The 20,020-nt window shown below is 39.8% G+C and carries 15 protein-coding genes; 10 read left to right on the top strand and 5 right to left on the bottom strand.

Features of this window, described 5'->3' with window-relative positions:
* Positions 1 to 14: 14 nt before the first annotated feature.
* A complete protein-coding gene (locus tag BKM32_RS00425) occupies positions 15 to 2,168 on the bottom strand; it encodes an alpha-glucuronidase family glycosyl hydrolase (RefSeq protein ID WP_076662110.1) in 2,154 nt (717 codons plus the stop codon).
* A gap of 235 nt (positions 2,169 to 2,403) precedes the next feature.
* Between BKM32_RS00425 and BKM32_RS00420 the strand changes: the two genes are divergently transcribed.
* On the top strand, positions 2,404 to 4,629 hold the full coding sequence (locus tag BKM32_RS00420; protein ID WP_083702051.1) for a glycoside hydrolase family 3 C-terminal domain-containing protein: 2,226 nt from the start codon (positions 2,404 to 2,406) through the stop codon (positions 4,627 to 4,629).
* Between the two features lie 23 nt (positions 4,630 to 4,652).
* On the opposite strand, the gene BKM32_RS00415 is transcribed toward BKM32_RS00420, so the two are convergent.
* The gene (locus tag BKM32_RS00415; RefSeq protein ID WP_053975459.1) at positions 4,653 to 5,681 is read right to left on the bottom strand and encodes a LacI family DNA-binding transcriptional regulator; all 1,029 of its coding nucleotides are present in this window, start codon (positions 5,679 to 5,681) and stop codon (positions 4,653 to 4,655) included.
* Positions 5,682 to 5,867: 186 nt separating this feature from the next.
* On the opposite strand from BKM32_RS00415, the gene BKM32_RS00410 reads away from it, so the two are divergent.
* From BKM32_RS00410 to BKM32_RS00370, 9 genes are all read left to right on the top strand, one after another.
* Complete coding sequence (locus BKM32_RS00410) at positions 5,868 to 7,595, top strand: glycoside hydrolase family 43 protein (RefSeq protein ID WP_076662001.1); 1,728 nt, start codon at positions 5,868 to 5,870, stop codon at positions 7,593 to 7,595.
* Between the two features lie 27 nt (positions 7,596 to 7,622).
* On the top strand, positions 7,623 to 9,113 hold the full coding sequence (locus tag BKM32_RS00405) for a xylulokinase (protein ID WP_076661999.1): 1,491 nt from the start codon (positions 7,623 to 7,625) through the stop codon (positions 9,111 to 9,113).
* Positions 9,114 to 9,164: 51 nt separating this feature from the next.
* Entirely contained in the window at positions 9,165 to 10,481 is a 1,317-nt protein-coding gene (xylA, locus tag BKM32_RS00400; RefSeq protein ID WP_076661997.1) for a xylose isomerase, read from the top strand.
* A gap of 152 nt (positions 10,482 to 10,633) precedes the next feature.
* On the top strand, positions 10,634 to 12,286 hold the full coding sequence (locus BKM32_RS00395; RefSeq protein ID WP_076661995.1) for a sodium:solute symporter: 1,653 nt from the start codon (positions 10,634 to 10,636) through the stop codon (positions 12,284 to 12,286).
* Positions 12,287 to 12,489: 203 nt separating this feature from the next.
* Positions 12,490 to 12,849: a YtxH domain-containing protein gene (locus BKM32_RS00390; RefSeq protein WP_053975455.1), complete on the top strand. Its 360-nt coding sequence runs from the start codon at positions 12,490 to 12,492 to the stop codon at positions 12,847 to 12,849.
* 1 nt (position 12,850) lies between these two features.
* Positions 12,851 to 13,198 carry a hypothetical protein gene (locus BKM32_RS00385; protein ID WP_053975454.1) on the top strand — a complete coding sequence of 116 codons (348 nt, stop codon included), beginning with the start codon at positions 12,851 to 12,853 and terminating at the stop codon, positions 13,196 to 13,198.
* A gap of 5 nt (positions 13,199 to 13,203) precedes the next feature.
* Positions 13,204 to 13,401, top strand: a complete 198-nt coding sequence (locus BKM32_RS00380; RefSeq protein ID WP_053975453.1) for a DUF6327 family protein — start codon at positions 13,204 to 13,206, stop codon at positions 13,399 to 13,401.
* Positions 13,402 to 13,585: 184 nt separating this feature from the next.
* Positions 13,586 to 14,548 (top strand): thioredoxin-disulfide reductase, encoded by a 963-nt coding sequence (trxB, locus tag BKM32_RS00375; protein ID WP_076661993.1) that lies wholly within the window; start codon positions 13,586 to 13,588, stop codon positions 14,546 to 14,548.
* A 191-nt stretch (positions 14,549 to 14,739) separates the two neighbouring features.
* Positions 14,740 to 16,353 carry a peptide-N-glycosidase F-related protein gene (locus BKM32_RS00370; protein WP_216349588.1) on the top strand — a complete coding sequence of 538 codons (1,614 nt, stop codon included), beginning with the start codon at positions 14,740 to 14,742 and terminating at the stop codon, positions 16,351 to 16,353.
* Between the two features lie 91 nt (positions 16,354 to 16,444).
* On the opposite strand, the gene BKM32_RS00365 is transcribed toward BKM32_RS00370, so the two are convergent.
* The 3 genes from BKM32_RS00365 to BKM32_RS00355 form a co-directional block, all read right to left on the bottom strand.
* Complete coding sequence (locus tag BKM32_RS00365) at positions 16,445 to 18,262, bottom strand: M2 family metallopeptidase (protein WP_076661991.1); 1,818 nt, start codon at positions 18,260 to 18,262, stop codon at positions 16,445 to 16,447.
* Positions 18,263 to 18,284: 22 nt separating this feature from the next.
* A complete protein-coding gene (locus BKM32_RS00360) occupies positions 18,285 to 19,124 on the bottom strand; it encodes a GIN domain-containing protein (protein ID WP_076661989.1) in 840 nt (279 codons plus the stop codon).
* 111 nt (positions 19,125 to 19,235) lie between these two features.
* Entirely contained in the window at positions 19,236 to 19,961 is a 726-nt protein-coding gene (locus BKM32_RS00355) for a head GIN domain-containing protein (protein WP_053975449.1), read from the bottom strand.
* Positions 19,962 to 20,020 lie beyond the last annotated feature (59 nt).

Below are 20,020 nucleotides of genomic sequence, written 5' to 3'. Positions count from 1 at the left end.
TAAACGTTTAAACGTTACCATTGTGGCCGTATGCCTGGGGCATACGGAAATTGTAAATTTTGATAATATTGTAATGTGTGTGCAGGAGCTTCAACTCCTTTTGGAAGCTCCATTTTTGAAAATTGTTGAAAATACAATAGGCAGGCATCTCGCCACCATTTGGCTTCCTTGTATTGTATGTTCAATAGCATTTTTACTTCGTTGAAGCGTTGTGTGTCCACCTCGTTTTCCAATTGGTTCCAAGTGGCTTGCATTTGTGCTACTTCATTGACGCCTTCCTGGTATTTAAGGGCTAATCCGTCCCATAGTATGTGGCCATTTTTGAGCTTATAGTTCCATGGCACATGGTGGAACCATAGTAAATCCTCTTCGGGGCAGGTTTCTAAATTATTGAACATGGCGGCCACTTCAGGTGCATACTGCGCTGTAGCATTGCTTCCAGTAGGTGTGCGATCAAAACCAACACCGTTGTTATCTGCTTTATGGTAATAAACTGGGTTCCATTCGGGTCTGGAAAGGTCGCTTACCCATGGTCCAGGACCATAGTGATGACCGGTAGCCATAATATGATGTAAACCAAGTGGTGTCATATAATTAACTACCGCTTCCCTGGATTTTATCATCATGGCAGATACCTTTTCAACAAATGGTTCTTTATTGGAAAGGGTCATTTTTACCCATTCCTTGGCAATGTCTTCGGAATTTAAATACGGATCCCATGCCAAGCGGCCAAAACCATACCAATTGGCCTGTAGAAAATGGTGGCCGGTCCAATTACGATCGGTTCCGATGTTGGAAACTCCGGCAACCCCCGTAATTTTTTTGTTGTGCAGGCTGCCATCAATCACTTTTGCAACGGTAGACCCTTTTCCTTTTCGGTAGGTGTCTGCTTCAAAGACCTCTTCAAATAATTTGGGTTGATAGACTAGATGGGTAGCGCCACCCATATATTCTTGGGTGATTTGAAATTCAATCATCAGATTGGTATTGGGCATGGCACCAAACATAGGGTGGAAGGGCTCCCTAGGCTGAAAGTCGATAGGTCCATTTTTCACTTGAATGATGACATTGTCCTTGAATTGGCCATCATGGGGCACAAACTCATTGTAAGCCTGTTTGGCCCTGTCGGTGGCATCGTGTTCCGAATACACAAAGGCACGCCACATCACCACACCATTAAAAGGCGCTAGAGCTTCCGCCATCATGTTTGCACCATCCACATGGTTGCGACCATAGTTTTGAGGACCCGGTTGCCCTTCGGAATTGGCCTTTACCAAGAAACCTCCAAAATCAGGAATATAAGTGTAAATTTCTTCTACCTTATTTTTCCACCAGTTTTTGACATCGGTATCCAAAGGGTCGGCAGTTTTAAGTCCGCCGATTTCCATAGGGGCAGAGAATCTCGCCGTCAAGTATACTTTTAAGCCATAAGGACGGAAAATATCCGCCAAGGCTTTCACTTTTTCCAAATATTGAGGGGTAAGCACCAAGGCATTGGAATTGACATTGGTGAGCACGGTGCCATTGATGCCTATAGAGGCATTGGCTCTAGCATAATCTTCGTAACGAGGATCTTTATATTCTGGTAGTTGGTGCCAGTTCCAAAGTGAAAACCCTGCATAGCCGCGTTCAACAGTTCTGTCCAAATTGTCCCAATGGTTTAAAATCCGGATGTCTATTTTAGGACTGTCAGTTATATTTAGGTTTTCAATGGATTGATGGGTTTGGAGCCTTTTTATAAAGTTAAAGGTTCCATATAAAACGCCTATATCGGTTTTTGCTGTTATTACGATGGAATTGGAAATTGATTTTATCACATAGCCTTCTTTGTTGAGGTATTCCAACTCTTTTGAAAACTGATGGGCTATGTCTTTTGGTAAGTTGCTATAGGAGCCAATAACGAGCCTATATTTTCCATGTAGTTTTTCGGAATCCATTCCCAATAGGCCAGAAATTCCCTGTTGGATTTCCCTGCTAGCTTTCTCAATGGTTTCAGAGTTTCCGTAAAATTGAATACCTCCAAGTAATGATTGGTATTCTTTTAAAAGCGAGTTATCTGAAATCGTCTTATAGTCCAACCACAGTTTATAGCCATCGGTTGCGTAGGTCGCACTTTGGAAGAGCAAAATGAGACTAAAAGAGAAAAGCCATTTTAAGCATCTAGGCATAGGAACAAGAATTATTTTACACCCCATTTTTGAAGCCATAAAACCTCTAAAAATGGAATTAAGTGTAAAATAAACAAAAATAATGCTATTGTCAAAACAATAAATGCAATCGTTTGCATTTATTGTTTTTTTAATTGATATTTGGTTTTGTTATCAATTTCATAATATTATGTGGTTTTTATTTCATAGGCAGAAATCCCTTTCTACTTTATTAGGTTTTGCAATGGTTCTTTTGATGATTATTGCGTGCCAAAAGAATGTAAATTCTAAAGACTCCTCAGTTCCTTCAGAAGACATTGCTTTAGCAGAATCCCACCAAGAATTTGATTATCCGTTTTATAATCCGTCTTTATCTTTGGAAGAACGGGTACAGGATTTGATTTCAAGATTGACATTGGAAGAGAAGGCCGACCAAATGATGCACAACACCAATGCCATCGAACGATTGGGCATACCGCCATACAGTTGGTGGAATGAAGCATTGCATGGCGTGGGGCGTTCTGGAGTAGCCACAGTATTTCCGCAGGCTATCGGTTTGGGAGCAACTTTTGATGAGGAATTGGCCTTAAGGGTTTCCTCGGCCATTTCTGATGAAGCCAGAGCCATGCACAATGCGGCCAAAGCTAAAGGGTATTATAAACGATACAGCGGATTGACCTTTTGGACGCCCAACATCAATATTTTTAGGGATCCCAGATGGGGCAGAGGACAGGAGACCTATGGAGAAGATCCCTATTTGACGTCTCGTTTAGGGACTGCTTTTGTAAAGGGGCTACAGGGAGATAATCCCAACTATTTAAAAACGGCTGCATGTGCCAAACACTATGCAGTGCATAGTGGACCGGAAAAGTTGCGTCATGAGTTTGATGCCGAAGCCAATCCAAAGGATTTATGGGAAACTTATTTGCCTGCTTTTGAGGCCTTGGTACAGGCCGATGTGGAATCTGTGATGTGCGCCTATAACAGTACCAATGGCGCTCCTTGCTGTGCCAATACCTACTTGATCTCGGATGTGCTTTTAAACAAATGGGGATTTAAGGGGCATGTGTTGAGTGATTGTTGGGCCATCGTTGATTTTTACACACCATCTGATAAAGGAGGGCATGGCACTGTGGAAACAGCTGCTCAAGCTTCGGCTTTGGCGGTAAAAAATAGAGTGAGTTTAAATTGTGGCAGTACGTATTTGGAAGGTATTCCTGAAGCAGTAAAACAAGGGCTTTTAACGGAGGCTGAAGTTGATAGGGAATTAGCCACTTTGTTGAAAACTCGATTTAAATTGGGACTTTTTGATCCGTCTGGGAGTCATCATTATGATGATATCCCAATAGATGTTGTGGATAGTGATGAGCATCGTGCTTTGGCGAGGGAAGTGGCCCAAAAGGGGATTGTCATGCTGAAGAACAATGGCGCTTTGCCCTTAAAGAATGACCTGGCGCGTTATTTTGTAACGGGGCCCAATGCTGCCAATTCTGATATTTTATTAGGGAATTACTTTGGTGTGAATCCAAAATTGGTCACCGTTTTGGAAGGCATTGCAGGAGCAGTAGACCATGCCAGTCAATTGCAGTACAGAATGGGAATTATGTTGGACCGCCCCAATTCCAATCCACAAGATTGGACTACTCCAAATGCAGGGAAAAGTGATGCTACCATTGCGGTTTTAGGAATTTCAGGACTTTTGGAAGGAGAGGAAGGAGAGTCTATAGCTTCAGCCACTCTTGGGGACCGTTTTGAATATGGTTTGCCGGAAAACCAATTGGAGTTTTTGAGAAAATTACGAAAGGAAGCAGGAGAGCGTCCTATCATCACAGTGGTTACCGGTGGTAGTCCCATTGACTTGGCTGAAGTTGAAGCTTTGTCGGATGCGGTGTTGTTTGTATGGTATCCGGGGGAAGAAGGCGGCAATGCCATTGCGGATATTATCTTCGGAAAGGTGTCGCCTTCGGGGCGTTTACCAATTACCTTTCCCAAATCCTACGAACAGCTGCCTGCCTATGAAGATTATACTATGAAAGGGCGCACCTATAAATACATGGAAAAAGAACCCTTGTATCCCTTCGGTTTTGGGTTGTCCTATACTTCATTTACTTATGGCAGTCCAAAGTTGTCTTCAAAAACCATTACTTCCAAAGATACCGTAACTGTATCGGTTGAGGTTACCAATTCGGGTAAAGTCGATTCCGATGAAGTCATACAGTTATATGTGGCCGATATGGAAGCGAGCTTTGAAATACCCAATTTTCAGTTGCAAGGGGTAAAAAGAAGTCATTTTAAAGCAGGAGAAAGCAAAACAATAACTTTTGAACTAGAGCCAAAAGCCTTTAAAATGGTTAACGACAAAGGGGAACGACTTATAGAACCTGGGATCTTTAAAATCTATATTGGAGGTTCAAGCCCTATGAAGAGGAGTGTTGTTTTAGGTGCTTCCAAAATGGCTGAAACCACTGTAGAAGTTCGATAATCCAAAACGGAAAAATGACTTTTTTAATGACGTTTGGATGATTGTCTAACCACCACTTCGGTATTTAGGAAGGTGATTTCTGTAATATCATCGTCCAAAGCATTTTTAAGATGTTTCACTATTTTTTCTGCAGAGGTTTGGCCCATTTTAAATGCGGGATGCGTTACGGTTGACAGTCCAGGATCGATGATGGATGCAATAGGGTCGTCATTAAACCCGATTACCGCCAATTCTTCAGGAACCTTCACATTAAGACGTTTGGCTATTTGAATGGCGCTCACCCCTGTAGTATCGTTTGAAGAGAAGATGCCATCTGGTGGATTATCCATTGTAAGCAATTTTTTTGTGGCCTTTTCCCCTTCCTCATAACTTAAAGTGCTGAATGGGATGATAAGGTCTTCATTCACTTCCAAATTGTAATCCTTTAAGGCATCCATGTAGCCTCGTTTTCGCTCGCTATAAATATTCATGTATTGTGACCCCGCAAAGTGGGCAATACGTTTACAACCTTGTTCAATTAAGTGTTTTGTGGCCTTGTAGGCTGCCGAGTAATTGTCAATCATCACTCTATAGGTTTCAATGTCCTTAGGCACACGATCCACAAATACGATGGGGATATTTTTATCCAGAAATTGTTTAAAATGGGAGGTATCCCTAGTTTCCATGGCCAAGGAACAAATGACTCCACTTACCCTACTGTTATATAGGGCCTGGGCCATGTTGATCTCGTTTTCATAGGAATCGTTGGACTGGGTGATAATCACGTTGAATCCAGATTTTTGGGCCCGTTCTTCAATACCACTAATTAGGGCTGAAATAAAAGGACGGTTGATTCTTGAAATAAGAACCCCGATAGTATAGGTCTTGTTGTTTCGTAAACTGGCCGCAATGATGTTGGGGGAATAGCCCATTTCCTGAGCCGCTTGCTTTACTTTTGCAATGGTTTTTTTACTAATGCTATGATGGTTTTTTAAGGCTCTGGAAATCGTGGAAGTTGATAAATTGAGGGCCTTGGCAATATCATAGATGGTAATGTCCTTTTTTTGTGTCATGGATGAGGATTGTGCGTACCTACAAAAATAATCTTTTTTAACAAATTACCGATTGTTGAATTTTTTTAGCTTAAAAATTAGTAATACGAAAATTAGACGGATAAAAATTATTTAATTGTTAATTTTTATGTAAAACTTTTGTAAATTGTCAAGAAATAATTTTTGCTCACATCCTTGATTCGGGTTATGAAAGTTTTAAAAAATCAATTTATTCTTTTTGTGGCGCTTATAAGTTTGGGTTTGGTATTGGTTTCCAATGCCAAATTTTTTTCCAATTTAAAGCAACCGATTGCGTATAATGAAGAAGTCGCCTTTGATTGGTTTGAATATCAAGGACAGGATGCCATGTTTGATAGTAACCATCCAACTCAAAATGAATATGTAAATCCAATATTGGCAGGGTTTTATCCAGACCCCAGCATTTGTAGGGCCGAAGACACTTATTACTTGGTGACTTCGTCATTTTCCTATTTTCCTGGATTGCCCATTTTTAAGAGTAGTGATTTGGTTAATTGGAAGCAGATTGGCCATGTCATTACTAGAAAATCACAAGCAGATTTTAACGGGGGAGTGTCCAGAGGGCTTTTTGCACCTACTATTAGATACCACCAAGGAACTTTTTATGTGATATGCACCAATGTAAGTTCCAAAGGGAATTTTATAGTGACCAGTATAAACCCTGAGGAAGGTTGGTCCGAACCTATTTGGTTGCCCGAAATAGATGGTATCGATCCCGATTTGTTTTTTGATGATGATGGCAAAGTCTACATTACCCATAATGGTCCACCGCCAAGAAATATTTCCAAACACAATGGGCATAGAGCTATTTATACTTGGGAATATAATTTGAAAACACAAAAAATAGTCTCCAAACAAAAACTATTGGTTGATGGAGGCACTGACATGGCCAAGGAGCCTATTTGGATTGAGGCTCCGCATATTTTCAAAAAGGATGGCTACTATTATTTGTTTTGTGCCGAAGGGGGAACGGGCTATAACCATTCCGAAGTGGTGTTTAGAAGCAAGCATATTTACGGTCCATATACCAGTTATGAAAACAACCCGATATTGACCCAAAGGCATTTGCCTAAAGAGCGTCCCAACCAAATTACCACAACAGGTCATGCCGATTTTGTGGAATTGCCCAATGGCGATTGGTGGGGCGTATATTTAGGGTGTCGGCCTTACGGTGGCGACTTTTATAACACAGGAAGGGAAACCTTTATGCTGCCTTTGAAATGGGAGGCTAACGGTTGGCCTGTTTTTGAACAGGGCAATGAACCGCATCCCCTAATACATAGAAGACCCGAATTAGCTTTAAATACAGAACAGATTCCTCCAACCACCGGAAACTTTGTGTCTAGAGATGACTTTACGTCAAAGACATTAGGTGGGATTTGGAATTTCCTTAGAACACCCAATTCGCAATGGTACACTTTGGAAAATGGTCAATTACTGGTAACGCCACAAGATGAAAATATGCATGAGGAAACCAAGTTTTCCTTTATTGGGAGACGACAACAACATGCCAGTTTTGAGGTGGCTACCAAATTTTCATTTGTGCCTTCTCAATCAACAGGTGCTGCTGGGTTGGTGGCCTTTCAAAATGAAAAACATTATTTATTTATAGGTAAACGTTTGACTGATCAGGGAAACTCAGAGGTATTCTTAGAGCAAAGTTTTGGCGATTCGTTAGAGATTTTGGCCTCCAAAGCTTTGGAGGAACACAGTCAAAACCTTTGGGTGAAAATTGTAGGACGAACTAAATATTACGATTTCTATTATAAACAACATAAAGATGAGGATTGGCGCTTGCTGAAAGCAAATGTGGATGCCTCATTATTGAGTACCAAAGTAGCCAAGGGATTTGTTGGGGGCATGTTGGCAATGTACGCTTCCAGCAATCATTTTTGAAAATCACTGTTATTAACTAATCACAAGATGTATTATATAGGATACGATTTAGGAAGTTCATCAATAAAAGCCGCATTGGTGAATGCCGCTTCTGGTAAGGTTTTGGGACTAGCTCAATACCCAGACAAGGAGATGGAAATCATGTCTTCCAGAGCGGGTTGGGCCGAACAGGACCCTAATCTTTGGTGGGAATATCTGGGTATCTTGACACAAAAATTAATCAAGGACACAGGTGTTTCCAAAGTTAGAATAAAGGGAGTGGGTATTGCCTATCAAATGCACGGTTTGGTTTTGGTGGATAAGGATTTCGAGGTTTTACGACCCTCCATTATTTGGTGTGATAGTAGAGCTGCTGTGATTGGAAATAAGGTGTTTCAAGATCTGGGAGAAGAAAAGTGCATGACGCATCTTTTGAATTCTCCAGGGAATTTCACCTTATCCAAACTCAAATGGGTGAAGGACAATGAACCTTCGCTTTATGAAAAAGTACATAAGTTTTTATTGCCTGGCGATTTTATTGCCCTCAAATTAACTGGAGAAGCTACTACTACCATTTCTGGACTTTCCGAAGGGATTATGTGGGATTTCAAGACCAATACCCCTGCGAATTGGTTGTTTGATTATATGGGAATTGATACTGGTTTGATTCCTAACATGGTGCCTACCTTTTCTGTTCAGGGATCCGTGACCAAATCGGCGGCAAAGCTTACAGGGTTGCCTAGTGGCATTCCAGTGCTATATCGTGCAGGCGACCAACCTAACAATGCCTTGTCTTTAAATGTTTTGAGACCTGGTGAAATTGCCGCTACCGGAGGCACTTCGGGAGTCGTGTATGCTGTAACTGACAATAAAAGCACTCAAGAAAGTCTTCGTATCAACAATTTTGCTCATGTAAATTATACCAAGGAACAATCTATTATTGGCAAACTTCTCAATATAAATGGCGCAGGGATTCAATACAGTTGGATGAAGGAACATGTTCTAAAAGGTGAAAACTATGAACAGATGAACGCCATGGCGGCAAACGTTCCTATTGGATCTGATGGTTTGCGGGTAATTCCATTTGGAAATGGTGTAGAGCGCATGATGAACAACAGTAATGACGGGGCGTCTATATTCAACCTAAATTTTAATAAACATCATTCTGAGCATCTTTTTAGGGCTGCTTTGGAGGGCATTGCCTTTTCGTTTGTGTACGGAGTCAATATTATGAAGGGTGATGGGGTAAAGGTGTCCAATATTAGGGCAGGCAACGACAACCTATTCCGATCTGGAATATTCGCAACCACTTTGGCAACCCTTATTGATTCCGAAATAGACATTTTGGATACTACTGGGGCCATTGGAGCTGCAAGGGCGGCAGGAGTAAGTATGGGCGATTTTAAAAGTTTGGAAGACGTTTTTTCTGATAATGAAAAAGTCTGCACCTATGGGCCGGTTAAAGATAAAGGCCCATATACAGAGGCGTTTCAATTATGGGAGCAGGATTTGAGGCGAAGGTATTTAAGCAATTTGTAAGCTAATATTCATAAAATTTAAACATCATAATCTTGACTAAATATAACTAAAATGGCAACTAAAGAATATTTCAAAGGCATCAAACATATCGAGTATGAGGGGAATTTGTCCCATAATCCATTGGCATTTAAATATTATGACCCCAATAGGATAGTGGCAGGAAAAACCATGCGGGAGCATTTTAAGTTTGCCGTAGCGTATTGGCATACGTTCTGTGGCCAAGGTGCCGATCCTTTTGGAGTGGGCACCCAGAATTTTCCTTGGGATCAGTCTTCAGATCCCATTCAGGCGGCCAAAGATAAGGCCGATGCTGCGTTTGAGTTTCTTGACAAAATTGGCTTTGATTATTACTGTATGCACGATTTTGATTTGGTTCAGGAAGCTCCAACTTTTGCAGAATCGGAAAAGCGCTTGAGTACTATTGTGGATTATATCAAGAGCAAGCAGAAATTCCATGGTAAAAAGTTGCTTTGGGGAACCTCCAATTGCTTCACACACCCTAGGTATATGAATGGTGCAGCTACCAATCCAGATTTTAAAGTGTTGGCAAGAGCAGGAGGACAGGTGAAATTAGCCATAGATGCGACCATTGCCTTAAACGGTGAAAACTATGTGTTTTGGGGTGGTCGAGAGGGTTATATGTCCTTATTGAATACCGATATGGCAAGGGAGTTGAACCATTTGGCCCAGTTTTTAACTATGGCTCGCGATTATGCCAGAAAGCAAGGTTTTAAAGGCACTTTTTTCATTGAGCCTAAACCTATGGAACCTACAAAGCACCAGTATGATTTTGACACAGCTACCGCCATTGGGTTTTTAAAGGAATATGGCTTGGAACGCGATTTTAAAATCAATGTAGAAGTCAACCATGCTACCTTGGCACAGCACACTTTTCAGCATGAATTGGAAGTGGCTGCCAGAGCTGGAATGTTGGGCAGTATCGATGCCAACAGGGGCGATTACCAAAATGGTTGGGACACCGATCAATTTCCTAACAACATACAAGAAGTCACCGAAGCCATGTTAGTGTTTTTAAAGGCAGGTGGTTTGCAGGGGGGCGGTGTTAATTTTGATGCTAAAATCCGTCGTAATTCTACCGATATGGAAGACATCTTTTTGGCACATATTGGAGGTGCCGATACGTTTGCCAGAGCTTTGATTACAGCAGACAAAATCATTTCCTATTCTGGTTATGATTCCTTAAGAAAACAGCGTTACAGTTCTTTCGATTCAGGAAAGGGTAAAGAGTTTGAAAAAGGAAAGTTGGACTTGTCAGATTTGTATGAAATCGCTGCGGAAGGTGGCGAAATTCCATTGCAAAGTGGTAAACAGGAGTTGTTTGAAAACATTATTAGCCAATACATTTAAAACGGATATATGTCATTTTTAAAGATATAAGGATTATCGAAAAGGTTAGTTCCAAAACTTCTTATGGTCATTAAAAAATCAATTAAATTTTAAATATAAGTCTTACCTTACAACAGTAAAAATTATAATACCTAATAACTAAACTACTATTTATGGAAACAGTTTTGCAAACCGCCGACTGGTGGGTTTTGGGACTCTATTTTTTGGCCCTTATTGCCGTGGCGGTATGGGTTGTACTTCAAAAGAATAAAAACACAGAAGATTACTTTTTGGCAGGCCGTAATGTGGGCTGGTTCGTTATTGGAGCCTCTATTTTTGCTTCTAATATTGGATCGGAGCACGTTGTTGGATTGGCGGGGACGGGTTTTGAATCGGGCACTCCAATGGCGCATTATGAATTGCATGCGTGGATTGTACTGCTTTTAGGATGGTTGTTTTTACCATTTTACATTAGAAGTGGTGCTTTTACCATGCCCGAATTTTTGGAAAAACGATTTGATAGTCGCTCCAGATGGTTCTTGTCGGTTTTTTCATTGTTGGCTTATGTTTTGACTAAGGTATCTGTTACCATTTACGCCGGAGGAATTGTGGTTTCTGAATTATTGGGAATCCCTTTTTGGTATGGCGCTATTGGCATTGTCATTTTCACTGGAATTTATACCGTAGTGGGAGGGATGAAGGCCGTAATTTATACGGAAACGCTTCAAACGGTTATTTTGATTTTGGGATCAATGATCATTACCTATTTAGGAATGCAGGAAGTAGGCGGGTGGTCGCAATTGAGGGAAACTGTTACGGCGGTGAGCCCAGATCATTTCAACATGTGGCGTCCAATTAGTGACCCTGATTTTCCTTGGACAGGGATGTTATTTGGGGGGACCGTTGTAGGGGTTTGGTATTGGTGTACGGATCAATATATCGTGCAGCGTACATTGGCAGCCCATAATATTAAAATTGGTAGAAGAGGTGCCATTTTTGGAGCCTATTTAAAGTTGTTGCCTATCTTGATTTTCTTGATTCCCGGTATCATCGCTTTTGCCTTGACTATTCAGAATCCAGAAATGTTCGGTGTAGAAAAAGCCGATAGAGCATTTCCAATGTTGGTGAAAACCTTGTTGCCTGTTGGATTGAAAGGTTTGGTTGCAGGAGGATTGATGGCGGCGCTTATGAGTTCGTTGGCATCGGTATTCAATTCTTGCTCGACGATTTTCACCATAGATATTTACAAGAAGTTGAAACCACAAAAAAGTGAACGTGAATTGCTTACGATAGGTAAAGTAGCAACCGGTTTTATTGTAATATTGGGCATTATCTGGATTCCTATTATGGAAAAAATTGGAGGGGGAGTGATGTACCAATACCTTCAAAATGTACAGTCGTATATTGCGCCTCCTGTAACTGCAGTATTCCTTCTGGGGATTATTTGGAAACGTGTCAACTCGCAAGCGGCCATTACAACTTTAATGACGGGATTGGTGTTGTTGATTTTGCGTTTGGGATCTGAAATTTATTATCAGCCACAAATTGCTTCGGGGGAAACGGTAGATAGCATTATGTTTAGTTTTGCCTCTATCAATTTTGCCCATATGGCTATCTTCATGTTTATTTTCTCAGTGATTTTATGTGTCACTGTAAGTTTGGCTACTGGGGCTCCAAATTATGAGAAAATCAGTGGTCTTTCTTTTGGAACCTTGACAGCTGAAGATAAAGCTGCTTCAAAAGGTAGTTATGCTACAATCGACATTGTACTTTCTGTACTTTTAGTTGTCATTGTGGTCGCTATTCTATCGTATTTTACGAGTTAATTTTTCTGAACCTTACTATAAAATGGCCAATCAATTTTGATTGGCCATTTTTTTTGAAATTCACAAAAATAATTTTGTTTAGTCATTGTTAATTAAGCTTTTAGCGTTAATTTTAGTGAGTGAACTACAAAATGTTTATTTTGAAGTTTCCATTCGATTAGTAGCAAGCACTGAAAATATTAATCCATAAAAAAAATAGTATTATGAGCAACAGTAATTCAATTTTCGGACTTTTGGTAGGAACCGCGGTTGGCGCTACTTTAGGAATTCTTTTTGCACCAGAAAAGGGTAGTGTTACAAGACAACGTATCGCGGATGAAGCCATGTCGGCAGCAGACAAGTTTAACAGTACCGCACATGATTTAAAGGATAAAGCCAGTTCTAAGGCACACGATTTAAAAGATAAGGTTTCAAGTTTTATGAGCCATGATAAGGACTCGCTTGGTTCTAATTTGGAAAGCTTGGTTAAAGAAGCCAGTGTAAAAGCGGAGGACGTTATTTCTGTTTTGGAGAAAAAATTGGCGGACCTAAAAGCTCAAAACAAGAAATATCAAAAAGCCTAGTATGAATTTGTTTGAGTCATTAAATGAAGCATCATCCAAAGCCGTAGATTCGGGCGAAGTATTTTTGATCAAATCCAAGGAATATGCCAAATTAAAGGTCTTTGAACAGCTCACCATTTCTATGAGCTTATTGGGCAAGGCCCTTTTAATAGGCAGTTTTATATTAATTGGTTTTTTCTTTTTTGCTATTGCCGCTGCCATCGCCTTAGGGAGAGTCTTGGACGACTATGCTTTGTCCACTACCATAGTTGGTGGTTTCTTTTTGCTATTGGCCCTTTTGGTGTACCTGCTTAGACATCTTATCAACAAAAAAGTGATACAGACCATGTCACATAAATTCTTTAATTGATTTTTATGAAAAAGTATAGTTCGTTTGCAGAAATAGAGCACGACTTAAAGCGGTTGGATTTGGAACGGAAGATTGCTTTGGAAGAACTGAAAGGCGTTAAAGGAGGCTTGAAGGAAGATTTGCGACCTTCCAATTGGATGCAGTTAGTGTTAAATTCCGTAGGAAAATATGGTGCTTATTTATTGTTTAAAAAGTTGTTTTAAACAGCTCAAATAGTTCTGAAACAAATCTACCCCGAACATTTTGTTAAGCAAGGATGTTTCGGGGTTTTTTGTGGTTTATAGTGACCAATAAACGTCTCCTATTGATGTATAATAACTTTTAATAACTTCCATGTAAGTTTTTGTGTAAAAGTTCTACTTTTGTTAAGATTAAATCAGAGAAATTATGTCAGATACAATTGAAAAAGTAAAATGCCTTATCATAGGTTCGGGACCTGCAGGATATACTGCAGCTATATATGCAGCTAGAGCTAACATGGCACCGGTATTGTACCAAGGAACCCAACCAGGGGGGCAGTTAACCACCACCAATGAAGTAGAGAATTTTCCAGGGTATCCAGAAGGAATCACAGGGCCAGAAATGATGATGGAGCTTCAAAAGCAAGCAAGCCGTTTTGGAACCGATATTAGAGATGGTTGGGTTACCAGAGTTGATTTTTCTGGTGATGTACACAGAGTATGGGTAAATGACCATAAGGAAATCCACTGTGATTCTGTAATTATCTCTACAGGAGCCTCTGCAAAATATTTGGGATTGGTTTCTGAACAAAAATATTTGAAGTTAGGCGGCGGGGTTTCTGCCTGTGCCGTATGTGATGGATTCTTCTATAGAAATCAAGAGGTAGTGATTGTAGGGGCAGGAGACTCGGCTTGTGAAGAAGCTCATTATCTATCCAAATTGTGTTCAAAAGTAACGATGTTGGTAAGAAGAGATGTATTCCGCGCTTCAAAAATCATGGCCAATAGAGTTAAAAACACCAAGAATATAGAGATACTATTCAATACAGAAACAGAGGAAGTATTGGGAGACGGACAAGTAGTAACGGGTGTAAAAGTTAAAGACAATGTTACAGGAGAAGTTAAAACCATTCCTGCTACCGGCTTCTTTGTAGCCATTGGTCATAAACCGAATACAGATATTTTTAAGGAGTATTTAGATTTGGATAAAACAGGGTATATTATCAACAAACCTGGTACTTCAAAAACCAATGTTGAGGGTGTATTTGTTAGTGGAGATGCTGCAGATCATGTGTACAGACAAGCTATTACGGCAGCTGGCACTGGATGTATGGCGGCCTTGGATGCTGAGCGTTATTTGGCAGCCAAAGAAGCACCTGTAGAAGCATAAAGAAAATTTTTCTTCAATAATATAAAATCCGAAGTTTGCACTTCGGATTTTTTTATGTGGAATTTTGAATTTGATTAGGGTATATTTAAAATTTTGCAATTCTTAATTAATTATAGGTTAAAGGCATGTTAAAACTTTGGGCTTAGGTATTATTTTCTAAATTAGCGGCTTTATTAACCCTAATTAATATTATGAAGCAATACTCAAAATTACTTTTAGCTAGTTTGTTAGCAGTGTTTTTTATAACACTTTCTTGTAGCGATGATGATGGAACGAAATCAGAAAGTCCAGCAATTACCTTATCTACCAATGCAGAATCTATTCCTTTAGGAGAAAGCATTACTTTTGAAGTAATGACACATGAAAACCAAAACGTGACGGGGAATGCCACATATTTGGTGAACAATACTATTTTACAATCAAATGTATTTACTCCGGAAGCGGAGGGACAGTACACTGCTAGGGCAACATTTGCTTTAAACGGTTCTAATCTTACCAGTAATACTGTTACTTTTGCTGTAACAGAAATGCTTTTAACTTCTATCGAAATTAGTGCAGCATCTGAAATTATCGAAATAGGTGATACCTTTTCGTTTATTGTAACAGGAAATAACGGTCTAGATGTAACGTCTGAGGCCACTTACTATATTAATGGAGAAGAAATTTCCTTTAACGAATATACTCCGGAAGAAATAGGTACTTATGAAGTAAAGGCTACCTATATGCATGAAGGAGCACTTTTGGAAACTGATCTGTTGACTTTGGAAGTAACGTATCAGTCAACCGAAGTAACTGTTTTTGATGAGGTGGTATTTTACGATGGTTACCAAGGAACTGTAAGTGAACCGGTACCTGCGGGAGTTATTAGAAAAAGTAATGCTTCAAATGTAACTAAATTAAGTGCCGAAGCGATTGAATCATTTAGTGATGAGCTATCTATGCAAGTGACTATTGGTGCTTTGTGTGATAACTACGATAGAATTGGAGGTGTATATTTAAATTTGGTGCCAAGTGGTTCCGAATTCAGTACGGATATTGTAGAAGAGCGTATTGAAATAGGTCGTTTCATTACTCCTTTTATGAATAAAAACTATCAGCCTACAGAGGTGCCTTACGAATTTGAAGTTGGCAATTTAGCCTTGTTATTCAATGACCCAGTAATTAGCAGTACTTATGATTTTTGGATTGAATTATATGTGTTTGGTGTGTCTTCTGCGGCTCAAAAAGAAGTGTCAGGATGTGCGGGAAGAATTGACACCTTCTTAGGAACTTTAAAGTTTATTTCTAGTGATAAAACCTATGAGCATGTGGCACAACATTTAGAGCCAATTGCATCTAGTGCGCGTGTGAATAACTATAACTCCAATGGAACAGATGTTATTGGAGAAACGACCAAGACATTTACCTTTGATGTTGAAGCAAATTTAAGCAATGCCAAAATACATTTGATAACTTCTAATCACGGAGCTAATTCTGGAGGTGAAGAGTATGTAAGAAGAGAGCATTTTATATATTTTGATAATACCCAATTAGATATGTATAAGCCAGGAGGTAAATCTTGTGAGCCTTATCGTGAATATAACACTCAAGGTAACGGAATTTATGGTAGTTCACCAAGAACAGAAGCGCAATGGATTTCTTGGAACAACTGGTGTCCTGGAGATGTCATTCCAATTAGAAGTTATGAATTGGGAGAAGTTTCTCAAGGGACACACTCATTTAAAATTGAAGTTCCGGATGCAGAATTTGTTGACGGAAAAGGTTATATCCCGGTATCGGTTTACATACAAGGGGATATCAACTAGAAAGCATAAACTACAACTAAAACTACAGAAACTACAACAAAAAAATCCGAGGCGTAACTGCTTCGGATTTTTTATATCTATTTTTTAAAACTTAGATGGTTTCTGGTAACGTATAAGTTCTTCCTTCGTTCTGTGCTTTTAAATAGTCCATTAATGGCGCAAAGTAATCCAACATAGGTTTTGCACTCATTTCGCTTCCTACGCTTGATTTTAAAAGTTCTCTCCAATCATTGTTAGCTCCAGTTTCCAACACTCCTTTTAAGAAGGTTCCCACGTCTTTACTTCCAAAATAGTTTGTAGCGTGTGGATCTTGATGTAAGATGTTTTTAGCAATGTGATCGTGGAACTGGAACAATAAAATGTATGAGATGGCATAGTCATAATATTGTGCCGCATCATCATTGATATGGGTTTTTGATGCAGCATCACAGAATTCTTCACCTCTTTCTGATGGAGGTACCATACCTTGGTATTTTTTAGCCAATTCCCACCATTTTGCATTGTATTGGTCTTTTGGTAAGTTTTCTGCATACAAAGCGTTTTCAAACTCACTCATCACACCTGCAGAGAATGGTAAAAACACAACATAGTTCAAGGCTTCTTTTAATAGGTTTTGAGTCTCATCAATTTTTACACTTTCGTCAACTAGACCTTTACTGGCCAAGAAAGGCTTTTGCATTGCAGCCAAACCTAATAAACTTCCAATGGCTTCGTGGTACCCTCTATTGGCTCCAGCACGTAATAATGGTGGTACATTTGGATTGGTATAGGCTTGGTAGTAGTAAATATGACCTAATTCATGGTGAATGGTTTCATAGTAATCTGCAGTAGGCTCTACACTCATCAAACAACGCAAATCGTTTTCAAGATCCATGTGCCATGCAGAAGCGTGGTTGTTCTTTTTGTAATCAGCATCAGGCGGTAGTGGGTACATGCTTGATTTTTCGTAGAAACTCGCTGGAAGCGGATCGAAACCAATGCTCACATAAAAGTTTTCTCCTTCTTTTACAATCCACTCCGGATCTTTGTCAGCCAAGGCAGCGTCAATATCCAACCCTTCAACATTTACCAATGGACTCCAGTCTTGTCCCCAACGGTTAGGCAACCAGTGGGCAGGAATGTACTCAGGTACTTCGGCATTATATTTTTTAGCCAATTCGTAACGAGCCCAAGTGTGCAGTTCGCGGTATAAAGGCCAAACTTCCTTCACCATTTTGTTCATTTCTGCAAGCATTTCCTGGCGGTTCATTCCGTATTCAGAAACTTGGTAACTAAAGTAATCGTCATAACCTAAAGCCTGTACCGTTTGGTTGCGCAATTGACGTAAGTTTTCCAAGCCGTCTTTTAGATCTTTTCCAACTGCTTTTGAGGCTTCCCAATTTTTAAGACGCTCTGTTTCGTTGGAAGATTCTCTTAAAACTTTATCAATATCTCCCGTAGTTATTGATTTCCCATCCACTTGAAAATCGAAACCATAAAGGGTTTCACTTTGTGCATTTTGAGCAGCAATTCTTTTGGATACAATATCCGAAACAGTTTCAGGGTTGTTTCCTGCACCGTAAAGAATGGTGTTCAATTGACGTACCTGCACGATGTCCAATTCGTCTTTATGCTCTAAAAACTGTTTTGTTTTTTCAATAACTTCCGTGCTTCCTGTGAATTTAGCATATGCTTCATTGGCTTTTTGTACGTTGTAAGCGTTGGTGGTGTCACCTGCTACAATGTGGGTATTGGCAGCCCATTCTGCTTTGGAAGAATCATAATACAATTTTTTGTAGGTTTTGGAATAGTCATCCAAAAAGGCTTGAGCTTCCTCTTTGACATTGGAAGACGCCTCTTGTTTTTTGTCTTCTTCTTTACAAGCAAACATTGCAAGCAGAAGAAAAACTAAAGGGGTTAATTTTCTCATTTGTGTAGTATAATTATAGAATTTAATTAGTTTCTTTTTTTTGAAGTTTGGCCGTTCCCGTAAATTTGTTGATGGTTATTTGCGGTTCGTGGTACAGGTATATTTCAGAATTTCCGGCGGCGTCTATAGTGACATTTTCTTCAACACCAATGGCCACATAACTGCTGAGGTCGCTTACCAGATTACAGGTTTTAACCGTAAACTCTTTTCCTTCAAAACTTGACGAGTTATCAGTGCGAATTAAACAGGATTTTGAAGCCCCTTCAATATTGGCATCCGCACGCTGGTACATGTCCAATTTTACATATTTGCTGTTGATCAAGGCTTCGGTTTTGCTGTTGTCGTTTAAGATAATCTTGGAGCTATCTGCAGAAACATTCAATTTCACCTTGGATTTGTCATGGCTTGAAAACTCAAAATTAGTTGCATTAATGTTGAGATAGGCACGGGCAGAACCAGAAGTTTTTAGAGAGGTGTTTTTTAATTCCAAAGAAGTGAGAGACCTTACTTCGCCATCGTCCTTCACTTCAATATATTTCAGGTCATGACTATAATTGACCGTAATGTGCATTTTCTTGGAGGAGGTAATTTTTTTTGAAGAGCTGAAGACCAACGTGCTGTCCTTTACTTCAAAAAGAATGATTTCGTGTAGGTTATCGTCGGTTTCAATTTCTACGGAGGGCTTTGAGTTATAGATGATTTCGACTGAAAAGTCCTCGGCAACTATAATTTTGTTGAATGCATCAATGTAGGTTTGCTTGATGGTTACATTCCTGTCACCTTTTATTTTATCGTCGCTTTGGCCAGAGGCCGTTAGAATAAAACCTATGCCGATACATAACGTTAAAAGGATTTTGCTCATTAGGTTTATTTAAGGTTCGTTAAGCAAATATATACAAAAACCATCCCAAACTCTAAAATGAGCTTGAAATGGTTTTCAAAATGATTGGCTTGATGGTGTTTATTATGCTATCTAGTGCTTTTTGATACTTCCCGAAACGTTATCGCTTTTTTCAATCTTTTCTGGATTGCCATAGTAGGTTACATCGCCGCCACTGGTGGCCGTTGCAATGAGTTCCTTGGAAGTGTTTACCTTGATCCCAGCACCACTGGATGCTTTGACGTGCGAGGATTCGGTGCTTAGGTTTTCGGCATCAATATCGCTACCGCTGCTGGCGGATGCAATAAAATCGGTAGTACTTCCGGATAGGTCCAATTCGCTTCCGCTGGAAGAACTACAATCGATGGATTTGGCCTGTATGTCCAACTCCATGTCGCTGCCGCTGGAAGTTTCCAATACAAAATGGTCGCCTTCAATGGTATTGGTGCCGTGCACATCGCTGCCGCTAGTGGCTTTGATTCTGGATACTTTATCAAAATTCACCATCACCTTTTTAGAGGCTGAACTGGAAATGTTTTGGTTGGCGTAAATCTTCAAGACATCGCCATCAACTTCCGTTACAATAACATCTTGAAGATTTTCATCGGCTTCTACCGAAATGCTAGGTGTGTCACTTTGTGTTAGGTAAACATCAAGTCCTCTACTGATTTTTATTTCTGTATACTCGCCGGTTACCTGGCGTTGTTCAGTAGTTACGTTTCCATTGCCCTTTATCCCAGAAATTTTAAAATCCAGGTTGCAGGAGCTTGCTAGAGCTCCCAACAGGGCTGCAATAATAATTTTGGATAAGGTTGTCATAACTGATTGTTTTTTGATTGATAATTGCTTGTGTAAATGTATGATTTGTTGTTGATGAA

Origin of the sequence: Mangrovimonas sp. DI 80, assembly GCF_001975575.1 — a bacterium.
In the GTDB taxonomy this organism is placed as follows: domain Bacteria; phylum Bacteroidota; class Bacteroidia; order Flavobacteriales; family Flavobacteriaceae; genus Mangrovimonas_A; species Mangrovimonas_A xylaniphaga.
Note: the sequence above shows the minus strand (reverse complement) of the source record. Positions and strands in the feature narration are given on the sequence as shown.